We start from the raw sequence: 23,460 nt of genomic DNA on the forward strand, positions 1-23,460 counted from the left end.
CATACAAATTACTTAGCAAGCTAATAATATCACGATTTATTAAAAATTTCAAATAAATGTCCGGTAACGTTCATCCTGTCTGCTGACCAAACCATTAAAAAGGAGTAACACCACAAGATCATGTAGATCTCGGTTTTACTCCTGCTCAGTCGACACTTGACTTCGTTCTCAATTATTTTGTGGAAGCCGTACTTCAAACATCGTCCGCACTACGCTGCTTTGTGCAGAAACTGTACCAGCATGTTGTTCCACAATGTTTTTAGTGATAAATAAGCCCAGTCCCGTACTCCCTGTGGGATGCGTTCGTGCTCGATCCCCGGTGTAGAACATATCAAAAATACGCGGCAGCTCTTCCGGATCAATACAATCTCCATAGTTAATAATCTCAATAACGACTTCGTTTTCTTCTAGATAACCATGAATATCAATAAATTGACCGTCGCTTCCATATCGCGCTGCGTTGGTGAGGAGATTCTCAAATACACGCGCCAGCAGTTCACCGTCACCCTCTATCTTCAGAGGTTGGGTTACATCCAAGCGGGAAATAAGACCATTTTTTTCAAAAACGGGATATAACTCTTCATTTAACTGTAAAAGAAGCTCACTCAGGTCGATCGAGGTTTTTTCAAGCGTAAGCTTACCATAGTTCATTCTTGTGATTTCAAATAGCTCATCAATTAATTTTTCCAAACGTTGAGATTTAGTATAAGCAATCGTTGTATAATGTCTGGTCTGTTCTGGCGTTAATTCATTGTCCTTCAAGATAAAATCCAAATAACCTATAACGGAGGTAAGTGGTGTACGCAGATCATGTGCCAGATTTAATACAAGTTGATCTTTACTGCTCTCCGCAAAGTCGCCCCGCTCAATAGCTTCCTGTAGATGATCAATAGCCAGATTGATATCATGGCCAATAAGGCCGAACTCATCTTTAGAAGGGATATCCACCCGCTCCGAGAAATCACCCGACGCCAGCTGATGGATCCCTTTCGAGATTTCCTTGAAATAATTTGCATATGGTTTAGTAAATATAAAAAAGAATAAGATGGCCAAAGGAATGAAGATAATCAAAAATGCATTAACATCACCGATATCCCGCATCAAGTAGCGAACTTTAGTCAATGGATTTTCTAATAAGACCTCTGATCGATAATATCTCTGCAGAATTTTATAGATTGAAAAGGTAATTCCACCGGATACAAGCATACTGGCCATCAGCAGCATAATCATTTTTGTACGAAAGCTATAAATCATTTTAGGCATTGGTTGTATACCCTTCCCCTACTATTTATCTTTGTAGTGACAATGGTATATGAATTCATTCAAAATCTCAAATCCTTCGAATCAAAGATCTTTCCGCACAAAAATCCGCAGAGAAATGATATATGAACAGCTAAGCAAGAATACATAAGCCAGCCCTAGGATTATAAAGGGAATGACTGTACCTTTCACTCCAAAACTCAGCCATCTGTTCACATCAGGGATCCACTGGATCAAAAAGCTAAACACGTTCGGTCCAAACATTACAATCATCATAAAAACAAGATTAACCACTTGCGCTCCCTTTGCCCCTAACCAGTAATGAATCGGTAAATAAAGCATCGCAAGGAGAGGGAAAATGGATATCGTAATGCCAACCTCTTGCCAAAAATGAGGGGTTACGGCTTTGCCTGTTACAATAATCAGGAGATAGGTAAAGGACGTTGCTGCCAGCCCAACAAGCGCATGCGGAAGGATCGATAAGTATTTGGCACGGACAAGCTCTTGTCTCCTTACAGGGAGATTAACGAGAAACCGTTGTGTCATCTGCTGAGTATCCATTGAGCAGGAGCTTATCAATAACAGCATGGGTGGCATTACCGTAAATAAACTGAAGCTATGATAGTTCGAGTACGCTATAAAAATAAAGAAAGGGATTAGCAGCATCAGAAATTTACGCAGAAGAATGAAGTCTTTTTGAATTAAAAAAAATGATTTATGCACTTTACGTCCTCCTTAGCTTATAACTCTTCCTTACTAAATAATCGTAGTGAAATTCTATACGAGCAGTACAATATAGATAGATAAACAATCCCTATCAAACCAACCGGCACCAGATGATCTTGCAGCTTTAAATGGGTAATTGTTAAGAAAAAAGATGAATTCGAGAGTGAAGATCCAGTGTTTAGGGTGGTTATCGTTATTACTACATTAAAAAGGATATTGAAGTAATAGTTTTTGGAACCAAGCCAATAATGAATCGGCAGATAAATAGACGCAGACAAAGGAATCATAAGTAACGTTAAAGATACCCCTATCCAATAAAACGGGCTAATAGAATATCCCAATGAAAAGGAAATTAGTAACAAAGCGAAAGAGCAAACCAAACCGATGAAACAATAAGGAATAAGTGATAAGTATTTAGCCAAGATAATCTCTTGCCGTCTTACTGGCAACCCTATAACAAACTTTGTGTTGTTATTCAATACATCCATAGAACAGGAGTATACGAGCAACAGTAAAGATTGAAATGTAGCAAACATGCTGGAGTTATCCAGTTGAACATATGCAATAAACAAGATACTCAAGAGAAATATAGGGATAAAATTCCGCAGTAGGATAAAATCTTTTCGAATCAGCAAAAAGAGGTTAAACATACAAAGCGTTTCCCTTTACCGTAAAATACATGATTTCTTCCAGGGTAGGTGTTTCGCATATGGCATGATCTCTAAAGAAGTGTTCCCCTTCAGAGCGATTGTTCAGAAGCCCCTCGAAACCAACTTCCGTCTCTCTAAGCCCGATGAACCATTTTCGCACATCCCGATCAAGCAACTCTTTGTTTCCTTTAACCATCATATATTTGTTGGCTAGTGATTCCTTCATTTCATTAAATACTAGGTGCCCTTCGTTCACAAAAACAATATAGTCCGCGATCCGGTCCAAATCAGTCGTATTATGCGTTGAAAAAAGAATAGACTTCTTTTCATCCTGGATATGCTCACTAAGCAAATCAAGCAACTCTCTTCGGAATATAGGATCAAGTCCTGCAGTAGGTTCATCCATAATGAGCAGATCTGCACCATGTGATAAGGCAATGGCGAGCGAATACTTCATTTTCATTCCTTTGGAGAGCTCCTTAATCTTTTTCCGCGGGGAAAGCTTGAACATCTCTATGTATTTCCTATACGTTTCTTGATCCCAACGACTATAAAAAGGAGCAATAATCTTACTCATCTGATCGATGGTTAATTGATCGTAAAAGTAATTCTCATCGGAGACATAGCCAATCCGATCCTTATTCTCTGCTTCATGCATAGACATCTCTTGGTCAAAAATCTTGACGCTGCCGCGATCAGGAAACACCATCCCCATCATCATTTTTATTAATGTTGTTTTCCCTGCCCCATTCGGCCCAATTAACCCCGTGATATACCCTTCTTTAATACCGAACGTAAGTTCGCATAGGCTAAAATGGCCATATTTTTTAGAAATTTGGTCCAATTGAATGACTTCTTTCATTCTGTCTCCTCCTCATAAAGCAATTTCAACATTTCACTAAATTCAGCAAAATTAATCCCCAGCATTTTACTCTCGTCGATAATCTCCTTCATTTTGTGCTCCATAATCCGTAGCCGTTGTTCCCGAATAAACTCCTGATCTGCACCAGAAACAAAGGAACCTTTCCCCACAATTGAATTGATAAGCCCTTCTCTCTCCAGTTCTTCATAGGCTCGTTTCGTTGTAATTACGCTAATCTGCAGTTCTTTAGCTAATAGCCGGATAGAAGGTAATGGGGTGCCAGACACTAACTCTCCTTGCAGAATCATCTGGCGGATCTGGCTGACAATCTGTGCATAGATGGGTTCACCGGAAGTGTTGGATATCAATATGTTCATGGAATCGTGCCCTCACTCCTAGTTTATGTGTTATCAATGTATATATGTAATATATACACTATACTCAATGTTGTCAATTACCTTTCTTGTATCGGCAAAAAAGCTGATTCCTAGGATCTAAGAACCAGCTTACACAGTTATCAGATATTTTCTCCATCACAATAATCCAGCACTTTTTAAAAAACGGCTAACAATATCTATCTGATAGCGAATCCGTAGGTCACGATCAAGGCTCCAGCAGGTTTCCACAGTAAATGCTTTAGCCCCTAATATACGGGTAACGGCTGCCCTTGAGGAGCCGGGGCGCTCCCGTAAACGGATATTAAAATGATAAGCGGTTTTGGGAATCGTACGATTAATGCCTTTGATGACACGTTTTGCTGTACCTATTCCTCGGCTTCCCGGAGTGACGATGATCGACTGGCCAAGTCGCTTCGGATTTTTTTGTGACAACCCATTTGCTTCATGAAGATCCAGAAACCAGGTGGGACGATATCTTACTACTAGCTGTAGCAAAGCTGAAGCTAATGGATGTTTTGCCGCTGTTTTGTTAGAACGTGGAAAGGTGCGATTTAAATCGGGTACACCTCTGATCCGTTTGCGGTAAGCTTTTTGATTCATTAGAGGTACTACAATGATCGTGCCCCGGTGTATATACAACCTTCTCTGATTAAAACGTTCTACAATGATCTGTGCGGCACGAATACTTCCTGTCTCATTCCCATGTATCCCCGACACCACCATAAAGACAGGACCAGGAAGCTCACCTCTAATCACATAATAAGGGGTAGCATAAGCTGTGGACGATGCTAAGGTATAGCTTTCAACGATCATATAGGATCACCTCCACATTTAGATAATCCATATATGTGTATTCCGATGTCCCCCAGTTGTCCTAGACAGATAAGCAAGAAGAAACGACGTTGTCTTTTTTAAAGATAACATTCGTTTCTCGTAGAAATACAATCAAAAAAAGCCTGATTTTTCAGGCTTCCTTAGTCCTAACTAATTAATTTATTTATACGCCGGGAGCCAGTCTCCATGGGCTGTGATCAGCTCGTCGCACATATTTGTAATGTCATCCATCGACAATTCAGCTGCTGTATGTGGATCGAGCATTGCGGCGTGATAGATATGTTCTTTCTTATGGGTAATCGCTGCTTCGATCGTTAACAATTGTGTATTAATGTTTGTACGATTCAGTGCGGCGCACTGTGGAGGCAGATCTCCCACGTAGGTCGGAGTTACTCCGCTTCTATCTACTAAACAAGGGACCTCTACACATGCTTCTTTTGGCAAATTGGTGATAAGACCTGTGTTCATAACATTGCCACCTATTTTGAAAGGCACATTAGTTTCGATGGCTTCCATGATATAAGACGCATATTCATGCGAACGTTCATGTTTAAGTTCTTTGTTATTAACCAATTCTTCACGCATTTGTTGCCAACGTTCAATTTGATCTACACAGCGGCGTGGATACTCGTCAAGTGGAATTTGAAACCGTTCGATAAGCTCAGGGTAATTACGTTTGATAAAATAAGGATGATACTCTGCGTTATGTTCCGAAGATTCCGTAATGTAGTAACCGAATTTAAGCATCATTTCATAACGGACCATGTCTCCGTGATGTTCTTGTTGCTTCTCAGCGGCACGGCGTTTAATTTCCGGATACAAATCCTCGCCGTCTTTAGTAACCTCTAATAACCAAGCCATATGGTTAATCCCAGCGATCTTAGCCTGAACACCTGTCTGATCCATACCCAGATGCTCGAACAAGCCCGGAATACAATGCTGCACACTATGACATAATCCCACCGTCTTTACACCGCCATAGGTATTCATCACATTGGTCAGAACTGCCATAGGATTCGTATAGTTCATAAAGAGTGCGTCCGGACAAACCTCCCGTACATCTGCAGCAAAGTCCAGCATCACTGGAATAGTACGCAGGTTACGGAATATCCCACCTATGCCAACCGTATCCGCAATCGTTTGCCGCAAGCCATATTTCTTCGGAATTTCAAAATCTGTGATGGTGCAAGGATCGTAACCTCCCACTTGGATTGCATTAATGACATATTTAGCTCCACGCAAAGCTTCTTTACGATCCGTATAGGATTTCACAACACAAGTGCTGCCGCTGCTCTCTTTTATATTATTTAGCATATTCTCGGAATCTTTAAGGCGTTGTAGATCAATATCATACAGGGCAAGTTCAAACCCTTGCAGGGCTGGCGTTCTCATACAATCTCCCAACACGTTTTTGGCAAATACGGTGCTGCCCGCTCCGATAAATGTAATTTTAGACATGTGAAATATTCCTCCTTATAGGTGAGGTGAACGGTGTTAACATCGCAGTTTTATGGAATAGAGTAAACTATAATTCCCTTATAAACACTAGGATGTCGGATCATCACCGTCTGCTCTCTTCACTAATCACTATAAATGAGAGCGGTCCCAATGAGTATGGAGAAATACAAGAGATATATGGACGTTTGTTGCATTTGTATATTCAATCCTATAATCTAAATGTATTATAAAAGCAATCTTGGGGAGGTCCTAAGTGAATGGCTTCAGAGCATTATCATTTTACAGCAGGGTTTAATCTGGCTCCCGATGATCATGACCTATCTGTATTATTCAGCGGAGAAGGCAAGCCTGTTCCTGGCCATAAAATGGGCCCCTCTGTGCATGATTACTATCTCATTCATACAGTAATTGATGGTGAAGGTGTTTTTCAAAGTGGCAGTAATTCGCAGGGATGTAGTAAGGGGGATACCTTTGTAATTTTTCCGGGTGCGTTATTTAGCTATCAGGCAGACATGGATCGTCCGTGGACATATGTATGGGTGGCCTTACAAGGGGAAGCGGTTGAACAGCTACTACACGAAGTGGGAATTACAAGGGACAAGCCAATAATCCACTTAAATAACCTAATAGAGATACATAAAATATATGAACATATTCGTTTATCCTTTCAGCAATCTGCTTATCCTCGACTGGAGAGCTTAGAAGCTTCGGGTTGGCTGCGGCTGCTAGTGCACAAATTCGGTGTTGCGAACATAAGTTCGCTTCCCTCTCAATCGATAGAATTACCGGATGTTATCGACCGCCAGATCGATCAAGCGATCCGTTGGATTTCTCTGCAGTTTCATCAACAGATCAGTATCGACCATATGGCATCGTCTCTAGGCTATCATAGAGCGCACCTCTCTAAAGTCTTTAAACAAAAGATCGGCATGTCTCCCAAACAATATTTATTAAAGGTACGGATGGATAACGCAAAAAAACTGCTAGGAGGAACGCTGACCATCGACCAGATCTCGTCTTCGGTCGGTTTCAATGACGCGTTATACTTCTCCAAGCAGTTCCGTAAGTGGAGCGGCATGTCTCCCAGTGAATTTCGAAATCATCTTCGAAATGGCAAGTGATTGATTTTTCTTACGTTTCTTTCATGGCTTTAGATAAAATTGAACTAACAAACATTGTCTTTCCTTCACAATAAGCGTCAATGTCATCACGATGTTGTGCTGCCAGGTGCTGTTTGACCTCTGCATAGGCTTGACGCGCTGCTGTATTCGATCGCAGATAGTCTCTGAAAGCGATATGCTCCAAGTAGCCTTTTCCATCCTTAGGGCATACATACAGATGATATTTCATAAATCCATCAGCCTGAAGTCTTTGAAACGCTTCTCTTCCCTCTATTCCCAAGTTCCCTTGGTGTTCATATCCATACTGTTGTAAACGTTCTATGATTTGTGGGAGTACATCGTAGCTGTCCATCACAAGATCAAGGTCGATGATAGGTTTAGCAGCTAGCCCTTCAATGGAAGTACTGCCCACATGCTCGATAGAAATAATAAGATCTCCGACATAAGATAAGAGCTGTTCTTTTAATCTATTGAATTCTGCCTTCCACTCTGGGTTATACGGGACAACCTCTATAACTTTCGTCTTCTCAGCGATGATCAAACACCTCCCGGGGATAATAAAAGGTACTGTAATACGTTTCTAGCTAATCTCCGGTATATCCTCTTTCTCGATCACTCTATAAACTATCCATATGCATAGAGCGGCTATAACTAGCGTTCCCCCCATTAAGCAGACACCACTCCAACCCCAATGCTGCCATGCAAAACTTCCCAGTGTGGATCCAATCGCTCCACCTGTAAAAGTGCTGACCATAAAAACAGTATTAATACGACTGCGAGCCGCTGGTTCAAGTGCATATATCCGTGTTTGGTTACTGACCTGTGACCCCTGTACCCCAAGATCCAGAATAATAACTCCTGCAATCAAACTCCAGATCGTAAATCCGGCTAAACCAAAAAATCCGTAAGCAATTAATGTAATTAACAGTAGGATTCCTACAATCTTTTTGGGAGCAATTCTGTCTGCTAACCTCCCGATAAATGGAGCACCAGCAGCACCTGCTACTCCAATAAGACCAAACAATCCTGTAATAGAGCTACTGTAGTGATAAGGTTCTCCTTCCAGAAAGAAAGCTAGAGAAGTCCAGAACACACTGAAGCCGCCAAACATGCAAGCCCCAATTAAAGATGACTCACGAAGCGTCGAATATCTGCGAATCAGTTGCCCCATTGATTTCAGCAGATCGGAGTACGAAGAATTATTGTCTGGTTTCGTTGCCGGAATTAACCGATAAAGAATAAGGGATAGCAATAACATGACTACTGCGGCAATCCAGTACATCGCCCTCCAGCCGAACATATCCCCTATAATTCCGGATATTGTTCTTGCTAGCAAAATACCAAAAAACAATCCGCTCATTACTGTGCCTATAACCTTCCCCCGCTCCTCCGGTAAAGCCAACTCAGCCGAGAGAGGAATGATGACCTGCGGCACCACCGTTGTTATGCCGATAGCAAAGCTGGCGATATACATCCAAGTGAGGTTTTGTGCGGTAGCGAAACCAATTAGTGACAGTGATACAGCAATAAGAAGTCCTGATATCAGTGTTCTGCGTTCACGAATGTCACCTAGTGGAACAAAAAATAACATTCCCAGCGCGTATCCGATTTGAGTAAGCATCGATACATATCCCACTGCGTTAGAGGATGCATTAAATGTGCGTCCTATCTCAGCCAGGAGCGGCTGATTATAATACATATTTGCCACACTTAGTCCTGATGCAATGGCTAGAATTAAGATGAATTGCTTAGATAGACCTTCTCCTACACGAACAGCAGCGCCTGTGATAGATTGTGTCATGAAATTATGTGCCTCCGTTCACGTATGCTGCTTCAAACAGCGAGCTTTATTTTCCCTAATATATTATAACAGTCAATGTCAACCTTCCTTCTTCAATAGCTTAATGATTAGTAAAGGAAAAAATATAAATATCTACATAAGTACAATTTATAGTAAAATATATAAATCTGAGCTAGGAGTGGATGGACGTGCACCAGAACGAACGAATCATAAACAAATTACAAACGAATCCCTTAAAAAATGTAAGCTTGTTAAAAATGTTAAACTCTTTCCACGAAGTCATGGAAACACATCTAGTTGAGCAAGGTGATCAGTGGGGTATTGTATTACTTCTTCCAGCCACAGCATACGCATATGATCATAGGGTATATCCTCAAGCGGATTACATCGTATTTTTGGATTACAGCTGCCCCGATATATTTCCAGCTTTATTACCACTGCTCCCAACACAGGCAAAGCTTGTTTTTAAACTACAGGATGTGAAGTACCAAGAGGCACTGTCTGCACATTTTTCTTTAGAAAAAGCTCGGGGGTTTTTCTCTTACAGCACAGCTGAAGGATTAAGGTATAGTAAGGACAAAGAGGTGGCAATCAACCATTCATTTGATGAACGGCTACTTCCACTTTGGGCTGCTAACCATTACAATAAGGAAGAAATTGAGGAATATTTCCAAAAAGGAGCGTTTTCCGTTTCAATCTTTCAGGGCGACAATCCAGTTAGTACCTGCCTAGCGTTCCGAAATGAAGAGCAGATTTGGGAAATCGGCGCTGTACATACTTTAGAAGCATTTCAAAGATACGGATACGCGAAAAAGGTAGTTCGCACAGCCATACATGCAACGTTAGAACGAGGCTTTATTCCACGCTATCACGTCCTTGAAAGAAATCAAGCTTCCATTCGTCTAGCTGAATCTATTGGACTTGTCCCTTGTGTGCAGCTAGAGCACTGGATTAACTACATTCAATAACATTTTCTATTGGAGGTGATTTTAATGAGCTATCCACCAAACGACAATTTGAACTATTATCAGCCTCCACCCCCTCCGGCACCGACGAATGGCAAATCAATCGCTGGTTTTGTCTTGGGAATCCTCTCCATTGTTGTACCTTATATTGGCTTTCTGTTAGGAATTATTGCGATTATTCTATCCGCCTTATCGCTGAAGGAAATCCGTAATCGTTATGAACAAGGCAAAGGCCTAGCGATTGCAGGTCTGGTATGTGGAATTGTGGGCACGCTGATGTACGCAATTATTATATTATTCGTCGTTGTGTTTGTTTTTGCAGCTTCTACTTACTAACCACGAAAAGGATCTCAATAGCCATCATTGGCTGCTGAGATCCTTTTCGAGTTAACACGCTATCAAGTGAACCCTTCATTCAGTCGTGGAACCAAAATCGGTGATTTTAAGCTTTACATCAAAGGTCAATGGCATCCGAATAAATTCCTCGTCCCAATGATCCTTGATCTTTTTCCAAACCTGCGGTTTTTCTATGCTGAACCAATTTCCGAACCCTGCTATATCCACTTTGTAGGTCGAATGCATTTTGTGAATAAGAGCATTGATTTTTTCGGTTAATCTTTCCTCGAATATCTTCTCCAATTCTTTGAAATAGGCAACTTCCGCGGAATGTTCATTATCATCCCAATTCTCAATAAGACGGCCATCAGACTCAATGGCTACATGAATAGAGAACTTCTCGTCAGCAGTCTCCTTTAGCGTAATCTTGCTCTTAACTGATTTAATTTCATAAGTAATCGCTTCGTTCGACTGATTATAAGCCTTAATGCTTCCGCCTTTAATATCCCCTTTGATCCAGGCAATACTCTCCACATCCTGTTGATCAATATTGCCAATCCATTGTCCTGTATCTCCCTTGATAATACCTGCTCCGGAAAATTCCACCTCACCTTGCGCCTCCACAACGTTCTGTAATACAAAGCTTTGCTTGGAGTACATCAGCGCATCCAGATTCGACAATGTTATGCCCTTCATAACTTTACTGGTTCTAAAGTGGTTATGAATCATGTCTGCCAGACGAAAGGAAGGAATCTCCTCCGAGGATGTGTTAAGCGTGTCAGACGCAGGACCTTGGCTTAGAAATATAAGACAGCTAGGGCGGATATCATTATCTCGCAGTAAAAAGTCCATTAGACGTCTGATCTTCACCTGTTGCACCAGTTTCTCGGATATGACAACAACCTTGAGGTGATGGCCTATAATCGGACGGTTCTTACGTATCGAGATTTGGCGAAATATCTCAAGCAGAGAATCCCCTGTCTCAGAAATATTATTATAATGAGTTTTAGGTGTTTCGCCTTCTTTGCCAGAGTTTCCGATTACATTTTCAGGTACAATTTGTACCGTAGCCGTCAATTTATTTTTCTTTAAATAGCTTCCTCCAAGTTCCTCAAATTCCCGTTCGACTCCTTTCGGCTCCCCCTTGTCAAGTGCTAGTCCCGTATAAACACTCAGGTCTTCAATCTCCTTACTGCTCCAGCAGCCAGACTGCGTAAGCAGAATTACGAATACCAACAGTAAGTGTATAACCCGTTGTCTAAACATTCTGCTTGAGTCCTTTCTTCCTAATGATTAATACAATCGACAATAACATTGGCAGCAAAATAAAGATCAACACACCCATATAGCCAATCGTATCACCAAGACTGAAGACATCATTGATGCGTTGAGGGATCATCGTGCAGATGAAGATGATGGGCATTAAAGCGAACATAACCGGATGGATCTTTAGGTGGAACACCTGGGAGATTCCGAGTGAAGCATTAAAGAAAAAGCTGCAAAAATTACAGAACATCTGCATCAGCCAGATAACCAGTAACGGAAATTCAAATCGTTCAAAAAAGAACCCTGAAATTTCAAAGCTCCGTACCAAATCTATCGTCGGCCAGGTGCTTGAGATTACAGAATTAATAGATAAGCCGCCGATAACCATTACAACAGTAACCAAATATAATACAAATGGTATGCATAAACCAACCAACATTCCCTTGACTGCTTGCTGTGGATGCTCCATAAAGGCCGTCATTGTCATCACAACCTCACAACCGGTAAAGATCAGGATGCTTGACTTCATTCCACGGACCACCGGCATCATACCTTCACTCAGAAAAGGACGTAAATGCTGGATATCAAATATTCTGGTACTTAAGATGTAACAAATAATCAGGATAAAAATACTGATCGGAAATACAATCTGAAATACGCGGGCCATGGAATTAATCCCGCCATACACCAAATAAGTGCCCACCCAGATGAACGGCATCACAATCGCCCAGATCGGTGTCCCTTCCAGAAGAAAAAACAACGTTACTTCCGCCAGAACGCGAATTTCGAAACCCGCTATCACAATAAAGTACAGAATCAATATTGTACTCATTATACTGCCTGGAAGATTCCCAACAATTCTTTTAGAATACTGAAAGACAGTCTTTCCTGGAAATTGCTGGCTAAGTTTCACCATAACTAATATCACCAAAGATACGATGATACCTCCCAGCACTACTGAAATCCAGGCATCGGGAGTCTGCACAGCCTTAACAACATTTCTTGGCAAAGTCAAAATTCCCGCACCTAGCATTGAATTGGTCAAGATTATGGAAGCCTGCGAGGTTGTGATCTTGTCATCAGTTCGTTTAAACACTGTGGTCTCCCCTCTGCTCCTGCTAAGAATACATTCTCTAGGACCTGCGCTTTTTCTTCTGGGTCTTCAGCATCTCCGGTCTTCGCTTCATGATCGATAACGGTGCACGAACGAACAAATCTTTCCAGTCACTTAACCGGAAAGGGGAAATAGGGGTGACGTAAGGAACTCCAAAGCTTGAAAGCCGAGTCAGATGACTGCAAATAAGCAGGAAGAAAAGGATGGTTCCGAACATACCCAGGACCGCCGCAAATAACATGCCTGCGAATCGTAAGATCCGGAGAGTAATCCCCGCACTGTACATCGGTATGGAAAACGAAGAGATCGCTGTCACAGCTACAACAATTACAAGAAAAGGACTCACAATACCAGCCTGTACCGCGGCATCTCCAATGATCAGACCTCCGACAATCCCCATTGCCGGACCTATGGGCTTCGGCAGCCGGATCCCAGCTTCACGCAAGATTTCAATGGAAATTTCCAGAATCAACACTTCAATTAATGCAGGAAAGGGTACACCTTGGCGTGTTTCGATAATGGAGATCGCCAGTTGTGTAGGAATCAGTCCCGGATGAAAAGAGATAAAGGAAATATACAGCGCCGGAGCCAACAGAGCCAGAAATGATGCGCAAAACCGGAGTATCCGCAAAAGTGTACCCGGAATCCAGCGCTCATAATAATCCTCAGGAGACTGCAAAAGCATACTGAACGTCACTGGAACAACGAGTGCAAAAGGTGTGCCATCCAGCAAAATAGCGACTCTTCCCTCTAACAAGGAAGCAATTACCCGATCGGGTCTTTCCGTATTCTGTGTCTGCTGAAACGGGCTTAAATAATCATCCTCGATCAACTGTTCCACATAGCCGGATTCCAGAATAAAGTCCATATCAATTTTGGAGATACGTTCCTTCACTTCCTGGAGCAGATCAGGATTTACAATGTTTTTCATATAAGCGATAACCAGGTTCTTCTTGATTTCGCTGCCTACTTCAACCATTTTCATTTCCAGATTCTTATTAAGCCCTTGGCGCCGCAGCATAGAGGTATTCTCACTAAGCACCTCTGTAAAGCCAATCCGAGGCCCACGCAGTAAAGCCTCCGAGGTCGGCTCAGTAATCGAACGCACGGATCCATGCGGAGAACCTACCAGCAACATCTCTCGCATGCCTTCGACAATCAGCGCAGTGTATCCGAATAGGACAAACTCCTGCAGTTGGTCTAAATCCTTGGCTTCACTAAGCTGAGCTAACGGGAGCATATTCTGTTTCAAGTAGTTGTATATTCCTTCTGAAGCCTGCGTTTCGCCGGCAAACATCAGATTCTGCAGCACCTGCTGATTAATCAGTTCTTCGTGCTGCATCCCCTCTACATAGACCAATGCGGCACGTGCCTGAATGCCTTTAACTGAGAATTCACGAAAATGTACATCACTGTTCTCCCCCAATGCCGTTTTTATCGCTGTCAGATCGGCATCATAGTCCTGGGTAAAAGCAGTAGATACAGGAGGCTGCGGATTTACTTCCCGATTGTCATTCTTCTTCAGTTCCGCATCCTGTGATTTGGCCTCTGTTTCCTTGGAGCGTCCGCTTCCAACATAAAAATACAAATGCCTGTAAAGATAAAAAATCCCTACGGGAAAGAGCAGCGTAATCGCCGCCTGCATAAAAATTGTCCAGTCCGGAATATAAGAGACTATTTTAGGCCACATCGCAATCATCCTCTATAGGAATCTGTTAGTACTATTCTCCTTTCACCCTATTCTTATGCAACATTTGAAACTTAAGGAAAGTTCATACATCAGCATTGGTCCGGACATAACAAAACGCCCGCATAAGCGGACGTCTGCAATTTAGAGTATTTTCAATGGGTACTGCTTAAGGTTAATTAGGTTGCTGCCACTGCTTTAAAACTTCAATCAGACCCGGAACATCTAATCCATCCAAGGAAAAAGCTCTACGCAGCAGCTCATGCGGGATGAACTCATCGTATTTTCCGAGATAGGGTGCTTCATCTGGGGATAACAATGATAATGGATCTGTGGCAGCCATACTTTCAGCAATGATCTCTGCTTCCAGCGTTTCTGCATCTGTTTTACCAGCAACGACCATATAATAAGGTTCCATCGGAACGATAGAACGCAGTCCCAGAGGGCTCTTTAGGTTGTTCTTCAAAAGGCGCTCCAACGTACGGAATTGCCGACTGCCCGCCCAGGGCAGAATGAACATGGAATCTCCACCTGCCGGCATAACGGACCGCACAAGCATTCCGCTTTCCTTCGCTAAACGACGAGCTCGTTCGAGCCGCGCAGCCGCACTCGGAGCTAAATAAGGATACAATGAAGTGGCTCCTAAGATTTCATGGATTTTGGTCATGATGCGTGTATGTACATCCCCACCCGCACCAAGCCACAACGTATCTACTTTGCCGCGTGAAGTTTTCACATAAACGGCTTTATGGCGATTATCTACCTCTTCTACCTTCCAAAGCTTACCTGCCAGAGTAAAACAGTAGCCTGGTGGTGGAACCGTTGTGATCGATCCGATTTCCTCAGTTCCGTTATAGACGACATGCTCTTCATCATCTTTGAAGACCGCGTAGAAGCGGAAGTTATTCACGATCTTCTCTCCCGCCATCCCGATGATCAAGCTGCCTTCGTCCATCTTCTCAATTTGTCCCATGCCTAACATATAGGTCATGAAAATATCATAATCAGTAGGATCTATGGTTTTAAACGAAGGCAAACTCAGAACCGCTTCTTTTAAATCATCCGGTTCGGCCTCGCCCATACTTTTCAAAATGCTCATCGTCTGATGGTACAGCAGTCCAACTGGCAGCTGACGCACGACCAGGGGTTCCACCCATTTCTCGCGCACATATAGCTCAATAACCGCTATCGCTCGAAGCAGTGTCCAAGGCATCCGCGCCGGAAGCTGAGCTTCCTCGTCCTCTTCCTCGGGCGTGACAAAGATCATCTCGGATGCAGCGTCTCCACGCCTGCCCGAGCGGCCTAACCGCTGCACAAAGCTTGCGCAGCTATAGGGAGCGCCGATCTGTAGCACTCGCTCCAGCTCGCCCAGATCAATGCCCAGCTCCAGCGTCAATGTCGCTGCGGCAACAGCCGGTCCGGTGCCTTGCCGCAGCGCGGCTTCCGTCTCTTCACGCAGCATCGCGGAGATGCTGCCATGGTGAACGTGAAACACATCCCGTTCACCACGCTTCGCGGCCGTTCTCCGCATCTCTAGGGTCGCCGTCTCCGCATCTGAGCGGCTGTTGGTGAAGATCAACGCCTTCTTCAGATGCGTATGATCATAAATGAAATCGTAATAAGACTGCTTCGCACGTTCTAAATGCTCCGCCTGCACCTCATCCCGCGCATCCGGGAAAGAGAAATGCTCCACACTTAAACGGAGCTTACGCCCGCCTTGTGGAGCGGACACTTCAACGCTCTCCCGCGTGCCCGCCGCCAGCCACTCTGTGACAGAAGCGTAGTCACTCAGCGTAGCTGATAGTCCGATTCTGCGAGGATAGCATCCCGCCATACGTGAGATTCTCGCCAGCTGGCTTAACACCTGAATCCCCCGGTCAGCTCCCATAAAGGCATGCACCTCGTCAATGACAATAAAACGTAGATCATGGAACAACGCTGGAATAGCATTCGGGCGGTTCATCAACAATCCTTCAAGCGATTCAGGGGTGATTTGCAGCACGCCTGAAGGATTCTGCACCAGTTTTGTTTTATCGGCTTGTGGTACATCTCCATGCCAGTGCCACACTGGAATGTTGCCTTCACGAAGCAAATCATTCAAACGTGTAAATTGATCGTTGATCAAAGCTTTCAGAGGGGCGATATACAAAATGCCAACCGAACCGGAAGGACGTTCATACAGTTCAGTAAGCGCAGGAAAAAAAGCTGCCTCTGTCTTACCTGAAGCGGTACCTGAGGCAATCAGCAGATGATGCGGGGTGTCAAAAAGCACCCGGCAGGCATCCACCTGTGCCTCACGCAAAGTCTCCCAGCGGTTCTTATAAATAAACTCTTTAATGAAGGGTGCCAGCCTATAGAACGGATTATCACTCATAATTCAAACTCCGCCAGGAACCCATCCAGTTCATTTTGCTCAGTCTCAGCTGGCTTAGCCGTTTTTTCGCCCACTAGCTGTTCAAAAGTAATCTCCGGATGCTGGTGGAGTGTATGCAGCAGATCCATGAAATCACGAACTACCTCCCGTGGAGTCAAGAGTTCTTCAGCCCCTAATCTTCCAACCGCTTCCTCCATAAAATGAACCAATTGTTCCTGTGATAAACGGGCTTCATAACCATAATGTAGGGCGTGAATCTCTTTAAGCTTTTGGAGCAATACCAGAATTTCCTCGTGTGATAACATGTCCAGTGCAATGATAGGTCCAGTATAATTATTCAGACCCGCCGCCCCGTACCGGCCAGCAACCAATCTCGATCGCAGTGCCTCATAACTAAATAATCCACGCCGTCCATCTTCCACAAATTGCGGAGTTCCCCCTATAAAAATCCCAAGGTTCTCTGCCTTCCCCTGCATCGTATCATTGAACATGGTAAGCAGCTTTTCATAGTTGCTCTGGCGGGAAATACTGTTCGTAATTTTATAAAGATTGACACCTTCATCAATAAACAGCAGCAGACCTTTATAGCCAATAGCCGCGGTAAATTCCGCCCAAAGCTTCATATAGTCATACCAATTATCATCATCAATAATCACGCCAACTCCAAGCGCTTTGCGGGCTTCTGTCCGAGTTGCAAATTCTCCACGCAACCAGCGAAGCGAATCCTGTTTCTGGTCATCATCGGCCAGCTTGTGTGCATTCCAATAAGAGGCGAGTACTTTAGCAAAATCAAAACCATGTACCAAACCACGCATTTCAGAGGCTACAGCGTAAATTCGCTTCTCTACTTCTTCACCAAGCTGAGGGTGATCAGGCCCATATTCCTTCTCCTGCATCACGGACTGCTGTAGCGTAATAATCCATTTCTGCAGGATGATCTCCAACGCTCCACCATCTGGACGTGTGCGGGTCGATAAATGGCTCATTAGCTCCCGGTAAGTCGCTAGACCTTGTCCTTTAGTTCCTACTAACCTACGCTCAGGGGACAGGTCAGCATCTGCTACTACAAAATCACGATCCATCGCGTAATTACGGATCATCTGAAGCAGAAAGCTTTTGCCGCTGCCGAATTTGCCTGTAATCAGCTTAAAAGCTGCCCCACCCTCTGCAATGTTCTCCATATCTCTTAATATGGCTTCAATCTCCGGCCGACGGCCAACGGCTATATGCTCTAGTCCGATACGCGGAACAACACCAGCCGTCAACGAATTGACTAGCGCAGTTGTCATTCGTTTAGGTATTTTTAATTCACTCATCCAAAGTTCACCTCATTAAATATTGCGCAGCATAGAGATATATTCCTCAACAATGTCTTCCCCCTCAATGATCAGATCACCAAGAATGTCCATTGCGATTTCATTAATCTCATCAATTAAAAGCTCTGACATCGTGCCATTAGCAGCAGCCAGCTTCAGTAAAGCATGACTTCCATCTTCATCCAAAAGAGCAAGCAGTACTTCCTGTTGTAGTGGACTTAAAGCATTGGCAAACTGTTCTGCCTCCGACCCTATGCTAACCGCTTGAGCTTCTTCAATCACCTCTACAGGCAACATTTCTTCCATACTATCTTGTATTGGATCGATTTCATCGATAGTTGCTTCGAGCTCGCTAGCCTCGTAGTCTTCCTGCTCGTCCATATTCTCAACCGTAAGCATCGTCCGTACAATTTCAGAATCACTTTGCAGGCGTTCTAGCTTCTCCGGATCTATGACAACTGCGGGTCCCTTGTCTTCCTGCATCTCTTTAAGGTACTCACGCTTTAAAAAACGAGTGATCAAATCGTCCATATCGGCATCTACATTAATACCTTTAAGTCGTCCGCGGTAACCCATCAGTTCCCGGAGTTTATTCTCAGTCAGACGAAATAGCCTAGTAATCAGACTGCGAAGTGGTGGAGATTTACTAATACGTACAACCGGTATAAGAACAGAATAGCCATATAATGAAATATCATATACGGCACTTCGGAATAAATAACGCTCCCGCATCACCGCTGGTCCAGGCGGAAACATTTCCACTAGATTGGAGCCGTGTTTCCGGGTGACATAAGCATTAATTAACGCCACGACCTGCGGAATGTATTGTTCAAGAGCTTCTTTGCCTTCTCCGATGTAGAACTTGGATTTACTAATATCATAGTCCGACATTGCCGTTAATACTGCGAAGGTTAGCTGCTCAGGAGCAGCCGTCAGTCCTCTCATTAATTCAAGCTCCGCCAGATCCCCAGCAAGACCACGTGAACGAGCCACAATGATAGAAAGCGGGACATCCAAATGATGTACAAAAGAGAAGTCCGCGATCCAGCCGCCAAGATATTGATCCAAACGTTTATAACTTTCCCGGTAAGCTTCCCAGATCAGATTTAGCTGCCTATAGCCATCATTAGGGTCAGTCCACCCCACGCCATTAATAAGCTCATATACATGCAGAAAAATATAAGAAAGATCTGTTTTCAGATATCTGCCTTGTCTAACTTCATTCCGCCAATAAAAATACCATCTGCTCTGCGTGCCTGTCATATGTCCATATGTAGGCCAGTAACTTTTAAAAGGAACAAAAAGCGCTGAATCCTCAGTTTTTTCAACTAATTCCTTCGCTCTAGTTACGAACTGCCCTTCGGTGGTAGTCACAGGCTCCGGTGTTTCCATCTCTGTATCCCAAAGCTGCAGCTGTAATGAAGGTTCAGGGGTTGAATTTGTTTTGCCATTATGCTTAGAAGATGACTTAGGCAGCGCAGGTTCAGGGGAATTTCGCGGTGGAATCGGTACATTTTGTTCCGTACTTTCCCAGACTAATTCTGTGAAATGCGGTTGCTTCCTATCATTACTCATGTGCGATCGCTCCGCCCTTATAAATAAGGATTAATGTAAAAAAACGGTCCTGTTCACAACTGTGAAGGAACCGTTTTGTTCTTACGTGAATAGTGGTCATCCATACAGGACGACAACATCGTTTCTTCTTGATATTTTAGCATTGTTGATAGATTAACATCAAGTATGTAATGCAGAATCACACTTTAGAGAAGCTCGGTTCCCTTTGTTTCTTTGCCAAGGAACAATACCGCTAATGCACCGATAATAATCGTTACAAAAAATAGCATAAAGATCGAGCCAATCGCCATAGATTTACCTACTAGAACCCCTACCAGCAAAGGTGCGATAATGCCCCCAATCCGGCCAAAGGAAGTTGCTAAACCAGCGCCTGTGGAACGAATAGCCGTTGGGTACAGCTCTGGCGTATAAGCATACATGCCACCCCAAGCGCCAAGATTGAAGAAGGATAAACAAATTCCGGCAGCCATCAGCATTCCTTCAGTAGTCGCATTTCCGAACCATGCAGCGCTAACCGCAGTGAATAGCATATAGATGACCAGGACAAATTTACGTCCGAACTTTTCTATAAAGTAAGCGGCAGTAAAATATCCAGGCAGCTGAGCGAGCGTCATAATAAGCACATATTCGAAGCTTTTGACCAAGCTGAAGCCTTTAAGTACCATAACTGTAGGCAGCCATAGAAACATGCCATAATACGAGAACACCACCGTAAACCATAAAATCCACAACATAATTGTAGAACGGCGATATTCTGGCGACCATACGGTAGCGATTCGTTTCTTTAAGGAAACGGGTGCCTTTTTAATCTCAGCAAATTTCGGTGAATCATCAATCGCCCGTCTTAGATATAAAGCGTAGAGTGCAGGTACAGCCCCAATTCCGAAAGCTATACGCCAGCCATAATCAGGGATAATGAAGAACGCGATTAATGCCGAAGCAATCCAACCGACTGCCCAAAAGCTCTCCAAAAGCACAACCGCACGGCCTCTCTCCTGAGCAGGCATGCTCTCTGAGACCAAGGTAGAAGCGACAGGCAGCTCACCGCCAAGTCCAAACCCAGCGATAAAACGAAGCACACAGAGGATCGCAAAGCCTGTTGCAAATGCGGATAATCCGCTTGCCGCCGAGAAAATAAGGAGTGTCCACAGCAATACCGGTTTACGGCCAAAGCGGTCTGCTAATATCCCTGCCGCTGCAGCACCTACTGCCATACCGACGGAATTAATACTAGTCAATATACCGATCTGCTCCGGTCCCAGATTCCAATCCTTAGCTAAAGCTGCTACAACAAAAGAAATCATTCCGACGTCCATCGCATCGAACATCCAGCTCAAGCCAGCGCTGAAGAGTAATTTCCTTTGTTTCGGATTCCGCAGCAGTGTCATTTGATTCACTTCGAAGCCCCCTTATTTCAACCTGTTAACCAATAAACTTACTTTTGATTGTTTCACTTATACATTTTAAAATTGAAGTGCTCAAAAATCAAGAAATAAAGCAGCATTAAAGTATTGCCTAGCCAGCGATTGAAAATAACAGGTCTGCACAGAAATTGTGGCGATAAGCAGCATATTACGAACGGATTCTCTCTGCGCTCTAGACAAATGTGTCAACCGGTTAATTACACGATCTATAGAGCTTTTTAACGAGGTATCTTCTTTCCAAGAGAACTCCTTGTGCAACACTTGATCTACTTTACATTGCGTCTGAATCGATGGATTGCTTTTGATCTCCTCAAAAAGCCCCGCATATGCGTAATACAGCTTGGCCGGTTCAATTAGATCATCATCATCGCGATCCGGCTTTAGGAACATTAGCTGGAACAATTGGCGGATACTTTCAAAGTTAAGGGCTGATTTGAGATCATCGATAATAAACAAAAGCGCCGCCTGATTAACCGAATATTTCTTTCCTTCTTTAGGCGAACCGAGATATTCCTTGAAGTCGCGCTTGACCCAATTTTGCATAGCTGTGACGGTCAATGTGGAATACTCTATAAGATGGCCCAATGAAGCAATTTCACCAAGTGAAAAGCCTTTTACATGGCCGCCTTTAATGATCTTTTGTAATATGGGTGGAACATTGGTTGATAAAAAAGCGGGTAACGAAGTCCCCTTTTGTAATTCTTCACGGTGAAACTTTGCCCATGCCTCTTGGAGGATATTCAGCGGTTTCCGGTCTGACAATCCGGTCAATGAGAGCAGTAGACTGGACATCTCCACACGAGTCAATGCAAATGATTCCATATCTGTTTCCCTCCACCATTTGATATTTTATTGAAAAGTTCGTAGAATAGTTCATAAGAACTCATAATAATGAGTATAACCTATTTTAGGAACGAAAGGGATGGTAAAGATTATATGGGTATAGGACTTAGTTTGACGTTGGTGGTTATTTTGATTATTTTAACCGCTTTTTTTGTGGCAACAGAATTTGCATTGGTGAGACTTAGAGGTAGCCAGATCAGTCAAATGGTGCTTGACGGAAAGAAGAATGCCTTGGCAGTACAGAAGGTATCCGCTAATCTCGATGGCTATTTATCCGCTTGTCAGCTCGGGATTACTATCACTGCACTGGGTATTGGTGCACTGGCAGAGCCTGCATTCGAACAGTTATTGCTTCCTATTTTCGACTGGGCCAATATCAGTTCTAGTGTGAGTCACCCTCTTGCGTTTTTACTCGCATTCATCATTGCAACATTCTTACACGTCGTTGTCGGAGAACTTGCTCCGAAGACGGCAGCTATAAACATTCCGGAAAAAATCGGTCAAATTACTTCACCGCTGATTATTTGGTTCTACAGAATTTTGTACCCTCTCATTTGGTTCATGAACGGTTCCGCTAATATGCTTGTTCGTCTTTTTGGGATGAAACCAGCTAGTGAGCATGGAGACGCGCATAGTGAAGATGAGATTCGTTTGATCCTGTCCGAGAGTTACGAAAGCGGGAAAATCAATAAAGCCGAATATGGCTATGTTAACCGAATCTTTACTTTTGATGAGATGCTCGCCAAAGAAATCATGGTTCCGCGAACCGATATGGTATGTCTTTTTACCAATCATTCGTTGAAAGAAAATTTCGAAATTATCCGCAAGGAGCAATATACTCGTTTCCCTGTGGCCCAAGGCAGCAAGGACAATATTATCGGAATGATCAACACGAAACAGCTCTATTTGCAGTATGATAACAATCCTGATTTTGATTTCCATAGCCTAATTCAACCCGTACTGACAGTATCTGAAGTTACACCGGTCAAGAATCTTCTAACTCGTATGCAGTTGGAACGTGTGCATATTGCCTTGCTGCTTGATGAATATGGTGGAACATCCGGTCTCATCACGATTGAAGATATTTTGGAAGAAATCGTTGGTGAAATCCGTGACGAGTTTGACGGTGATGAACGCAGAGAAGTCGAAAAAATAAGCGATACTAACTATCTGTTCGATGGTAAGGTATCTCTGTTAGAGGTCAAGGATCTTACAGGGCTTGATTTCGAAGATGAAGAAGTGACCACTGTTGGTGGTTGGGTATACAGTCATATTACCGATCCAGCCATTGGCAAAAGTATTGTTCGTGACCATGTAACATTGACCATCCGCGAGATGAACAGATACCGTGTCCGCAAGGTTGAAGTTGTTATCGAACAATCAAGCAACACTGAATCATCATAAATTACGAAATCATAACCTTTATTCATAAAAAAAGGATAGGGTCATC

21 protein-coding genes are annotated in these 23,460 nt (G+C 43.4%); 4 read left to right on the forward strand and 17 right to left on the reverse strand.

Annotated features, from left to right (window positions below):
* Window positions 1–168: 168 nt before the first annotated feature.
* From MKZ09_RS18380 to MKZ09_RS18405, 7 genes are all read right to left on the reverse strand, one after another.
* Window positions 169–1,263, reverse strand: coding sequence for a HAMP domain-containing sensor histidine kinase (locus MKZ09_RS18380; protein WP_076201136.1), 1,095 nt, complete (start codon window positions 1,261–1,263; stop codon window positions 169–171).
* An 81-nt stretch (window positions 1,264–1,344) separates the two neighbouring features.
* A complete protein-coding gene (locus MKZ09_RS18385; RefSeq protein ID WP_076201133.1) occupies window positions 1,345–1,983 on the reverse strand; it encodes an ABC-2 transporter permease in 639 nt (212 codons plus the stop codon).
* A 17-nt stretch (window positions 1,984–2,000) separates the two neighbouring features.
* On the reverse strand, window positions 2,001–2,636 hold the full coding sequence (locus MKZ09_RS34495; RefSeq protein WP_076201131.1) for an ABC-2 transporter permease: 636 nt from the start codon (window positions 2,634–2,636) through the stop codon (window positions 2,001–2,003).
* Window positions 2,629–3,498, reverse strand: coding sequence for an ABC transporter ATP-binding protein (locus MKZ09_RS18390; RefSeq protein WP_076201129.1), 870 nt, complete (start codon window positions 3,496–3,498; stop codon window positions 2,629–2,631). Before MKZ09_RS18390 ends, MKZ09_RS34495 begins: the two co-directional genes overlap by 8 nt.
* Window positions 3,495–3,875: a GntR family transcriptional regulator gene (locus MKZ09_RS18395; RefSeq protein ID WP_076132994.1), complete on the reverse strand. Its 381-nt coding sequence runs from the start codon at window positions 3,873–3,875 to the stop codon at window positions 3,495–3,497. The genes MKZ09_RS18390 and MKZ09_RS18395 overlap by 4 nt, the downstream gene beginning before the upstream one ends.
* A gap of 156 nt (window positions 3,876–4,031) precedes the next feature.
* Window positions 4,032–4,709, reverse strand: coding sequence for a M99 family carboxypeptidase catalytic domain-containing protein (locus tag MKZ09_RS18400; protein WP_076132992.1), 678 nt, complete (start codon window positions 4,707–4,709; stop codon window positions 4,032–4,034).
* Between the two features lie 180 nt (window positions 4,710–4,889).
* Window positions 4,890–6,188 carry an alpha-glucosidase/alpha-galactosidase gene (locus MKZ09_RS18405; protein WP_076132990.1) on the reverse strand — a complete coding sequence of 433 codons (1,299 nt, stop codon included), beginning with the start codon at window positions 6,186–6,188 and terminating at the stop codon, window positions 4,890–4,892.
* Between the two features lie 257 nt (window positions 6,189–6,445).
* Here MKZ09_RS18405 and MKZ09_RS18410 point away from each other — a divergent pair, with 257 nt between their 5' ends.
* Window positions 6,446–7,309 (forward strand): AraC family transcriptional regulator, encoded by an 864-nt coding sequence (locus MKZ09_RS18410; RefSeq protein ID WP_076132989.1) that lies wholly within the window; start codon window positions 6,446–6,448, stop codon window positions 7,307–7,309.
* A gap of 10 nt (window positions 7,310–7,319) precedes the next feature.
* On the opposite strand, the gene MKZ09_RS18415 is transcribed toward MKZ09_RS18410, so the two are convergent.
* Window positions 7,320–7,850, reverse strand: a complete 531-nt coding sequence (locus MKZ09_RS18415) for a GrpB family protein (RefSeq protein ID WP_370511151.1) — start codon at window positions 7,848–7,850, stop codon at window positions 7,320–7,322.
* Between the two features lie 39 nt (window positions 7,851–7,889).
* Window positions 7,890–9,110, reverse strand: coding sequence for an MFS transporter (locus tag MKZ09_RS18420; RefSeq protein ID WP_076132987.1), 1,221 nt, complete (start codon window positions 9,108–9,110; stop codon window positions 7,890–7,892).
* Between the two features lie 188 nt (window positions 9,111–9,298).
* Here MKZ09_RS18420 and MKZ09_RS18425 point away from each other — a divergent pair, with 188 nt between their 5' ends.
* Window positions 9,299–10,078, forward strand: coding sequence for a GNAT family N-acetyltransferase (locus MKZ09_RS18425; RefSeq protein WP_076201127.1), 780 nt, complete (start codon window positions 9,299–9,301; stop codon window positions 10,076–10,078).
* Window positions 10,079–10,102: 24 nt separating this feature from the next.
* Window positions 10,103–10,411, forward strand: a complete 309-nt coding sequence (locus MKZ09_RS18430) for a DUF4190 domain-containing protein (protein ID WP_036676925.1) — start codon at window positions 10,103–10,105, stop codon at window positions 10,409–10,411.
* Window positions 10,412–10,486: 75 nt separating this feature from the next.
* Here MKZ09_RS18430 and MKZ09_RS18435 read toward each other — a convergent pair whose 3' ends face one another.
* The 8 genes from MKZ09_RS18435 to MKZ09_RS18470 all read right to left on the reverse strand — a co-directional run bounded on the left by MKZ09_RS18435 (window position 10,487) and on the right by MKZ09_RS18470 (window position 21,989).
* A complete protein-coding gene (locus MKZ09_RS18435; protein ID WP_076132983.1) occupies window positions 10,487–11,677 on the reverse strand; it encodes a Ger(x)C family spore germination protein in 1,191 nt (396 codons plus the stop codon).
* Window positions 11,670–12,773, reverse strand: coding sequence for a GerAB/ArcD/ProY family transporter (locus tag MKZ09_RS18440; RefSeq protein ID WP_076201125.1), 1,104 nt, complete (start codon window positions 12,771–12,773; stop codon window positions 11,670–11,672). The genes MKZ09_RS18435 and MKZ09_RS18440 overlap by 8 nt, the downstream gene beginning before the upstream one ends.
* A 37-nt stretch (window positions 12,774–12,810) precedes the next feature.
* Entirely contained in the window at window positions 12,811–14,481 is a 1,671-nt protein-coding gene (locus tag MKZ09_RS18445) for a spore germination protein (protein ID WP_076133420.1), read from the reverse strand.
* Window positions 14,482–14,653: 172 nt separating this feature from the next.
* Complete coding sequence (locus MKZ09_RS18450; RefSeq protein ID WP_076201122.1) at window positions 14,654–16,852, reverse strand: DEAD/DEAH box helicase; 2,199 nt, start codon at window positions 16,850–16,852, stop codon at window positions 14,654–14,656.
* Window positions 16,849–18,168 (reverse strand): ATP-binding protein, encoded by a 1,320-nt coding sequence (locus MKZ09_RS18455; RefSeq protein ID WP_076126647.1) that lies wholly within the window; start codon window positions 18,166–18,168, stop codon window positions 16,849–16,851. The genes MKZ09_RS18450 and MKZ09_RS18455 overlap by 4 nt, the downstream gene beginning before the upstream one ends.
* A 15-nt stretch (window positions 18,169–18,183) precedes the next feature.
* Window positions 18,184–19,743, reverse strand: a complete 1,560-nt coding sequence (locus MKZ09_RS18460) for a TerB N-terminal domain-containing protein (RefSeq protein ID WP_076201119.1) — start codon at window positions 19,741–19,743, stop codon at window positions 18,184–18,186.
* A gap of 185 nt (window positions 19,744–19,928) precedes the next feature.
* A complete protein-coding gene (locus MKZ09_RS18465; protein ID WP_036677382.1) occupies window positions 19,929–21,131 on the reverse strand; it encodes an MFS transporter in 1,203 nt (400 codons plus the stop codon).
* Between the two features lie 90 nt (window positions 21,132–21,221).
* Window positions 21,222–21,989: a DUF1836 domain-containing protein gene (locus MKZ09_RS18470; protein WP_036676915.1), complete on the reverse strand. Its 768-nt coding sequence runs from the start codon at window positions 21,987–21,989 to the stop codon at window positions 21,222–21,224.
* Window positions 21,990–22,103: 114 nt separating this feature from the next.
* On the opposite strand from MKZ09_RS18470, the gene MKZ09_RS18475 reads away from it, so the two are divergent.
* Window positions 22,104–23,414, forward strand: a complete 1,311-nt coding sequence (locus MKZ09_RS18475) for a hemolysin family protein (RefSeq protein ID WP_036676912.1) — start codon at window positions 22,104–22,106, stop codon at window positions 23,412–23,414.
* The last annotated feature ends 46 nt before the right edge of the window (window positions 23,415–23,460 follow it).

It is taken from the genome of Paenibacillus sp. FSL R5-0908, assembly GCF_038006245.1.
GTDB classification, from domain to species: domain Bacteria; phylum Bacillota; class Bacilli; order Paenibacillales; family Paenibacillaceae; genus Paenibacillus_AQ; species Paenibacillus_AQ odorifer.

Coding starts and splice junctions, on each gene's coding strand:
- MKZ09_RS18380 (WP_076201136.1), bottom strand. CDS start 1,263: ATGCCTAAAATGATTTATAGCTTTCGTACAAAAATGATTATGCTGCTG.
- MKZ09_RS34495 (WP_076201131.1), bottom strand. CDS start 2,636: ATGTTTAACCTCTTTTTGCTGATTCGAAAAGATTTTATCCTACTGCGG.
- MKZ09_RS18390 (WP_076201129.1), bottom strand. CDS start 3,498: ATGAAAGAAGTCATTCAATTGGACCAAATTTCTAAAAAATATGGCCAT.
- MKZ09_RS18395 (WP_076132994.1), bottom strand. CDS start 3,875: ATGAACATATTGATATCCAACACTTCCGGTGAACCCATCTATGCACAG.
- MKZ09_RS18400 (WP_076132992.1), bottom strand. CDS start 4,709: ATGATCGTTGAAAGCTATACCTTAGCATCGTCCACAGCTTATGCTACC.
- MKZ09_RS18405 (WP_076132990.1), bottom strand. CDS start 6,188: ATGTCTAAAATTACATTTATCGGAGCGGGCAGCACCGTATTTGCCAAA.
- MKZ09_RS18410 (WP_076132989.1), top strand. CDS start 6,446: ATGGCTTCAGAGCATTATCATTTTACAGCAGGGTTTAATCTGGCTCCC.
- MKZ09_RS18420 (WP_076132987.1), bottom strand. CDS start 9,110: ATGACACAATCTATCACAGGCGCTGCTGTTCGTGTAGGAGAAGGTCTA.
- MKZ09_RS18430 (WP_036676925.1), top strand. CDS start 10,103: ATGAGCTATCCACCAAACGACAATTTGAACTATTATCAGCCTCCACCC.
- MKZ09_RS18435 (WP_076132983.1), bottom strand. CDS start 11,677: ATGTTTAGACAACGGGTTATACACTTACTGTTGGTATTCGTAATTCTG.
- MKZ09_RS18445 (WP_076133420.1), bottom strand. CDS start 14,481: ATGTGGCCTAAAATAGTCTCTTATATTCCGGACTGGACAATTTTTATG.
- MKZ09_RS18450 (WP_076201122.1), bottom strand. CDS start 16,852: ATGAGTGATAATCCGTTCTATAGGCTGGCACCCTTCATTAAAGAGTTT.
- MKZ09_RS18455 (WP_076126647.1), bottom strand. CDS start 18,168: ATGAGTGAATTAAAAATACCTAAACGAATGACAACTGCGCTAGTCAAT.
- MKZ09_RS18460 (WP_076201119.1), bottom strand. CDS start 19,743: ATGAGTAATGATAGGAAGCAACCGCATTTCACAGAATTAGTCTGGGAA.
- MKZ09_RS18465 (WP_036677382.1), bottom strand. CDS start 21,131: ATGACACTGCTGCGGAATCCGAAACAAAGGAAATTACTCTTCAGCGCT.
- MKZ09_RS18470 (WP_036676915.1), bottom strand. CDS start 21,989: ATGGAATCATTTGCATTGACTCGTGTGGAGATGTCCAGTCTACTGCTC.
- MKZ09_RS18475 (WP_036676912.1), top strand. CDS start 22,104: ATGGGTATAGGACTTAGTTTGACGTTGGTGGTTATTTTGATTATTTTA.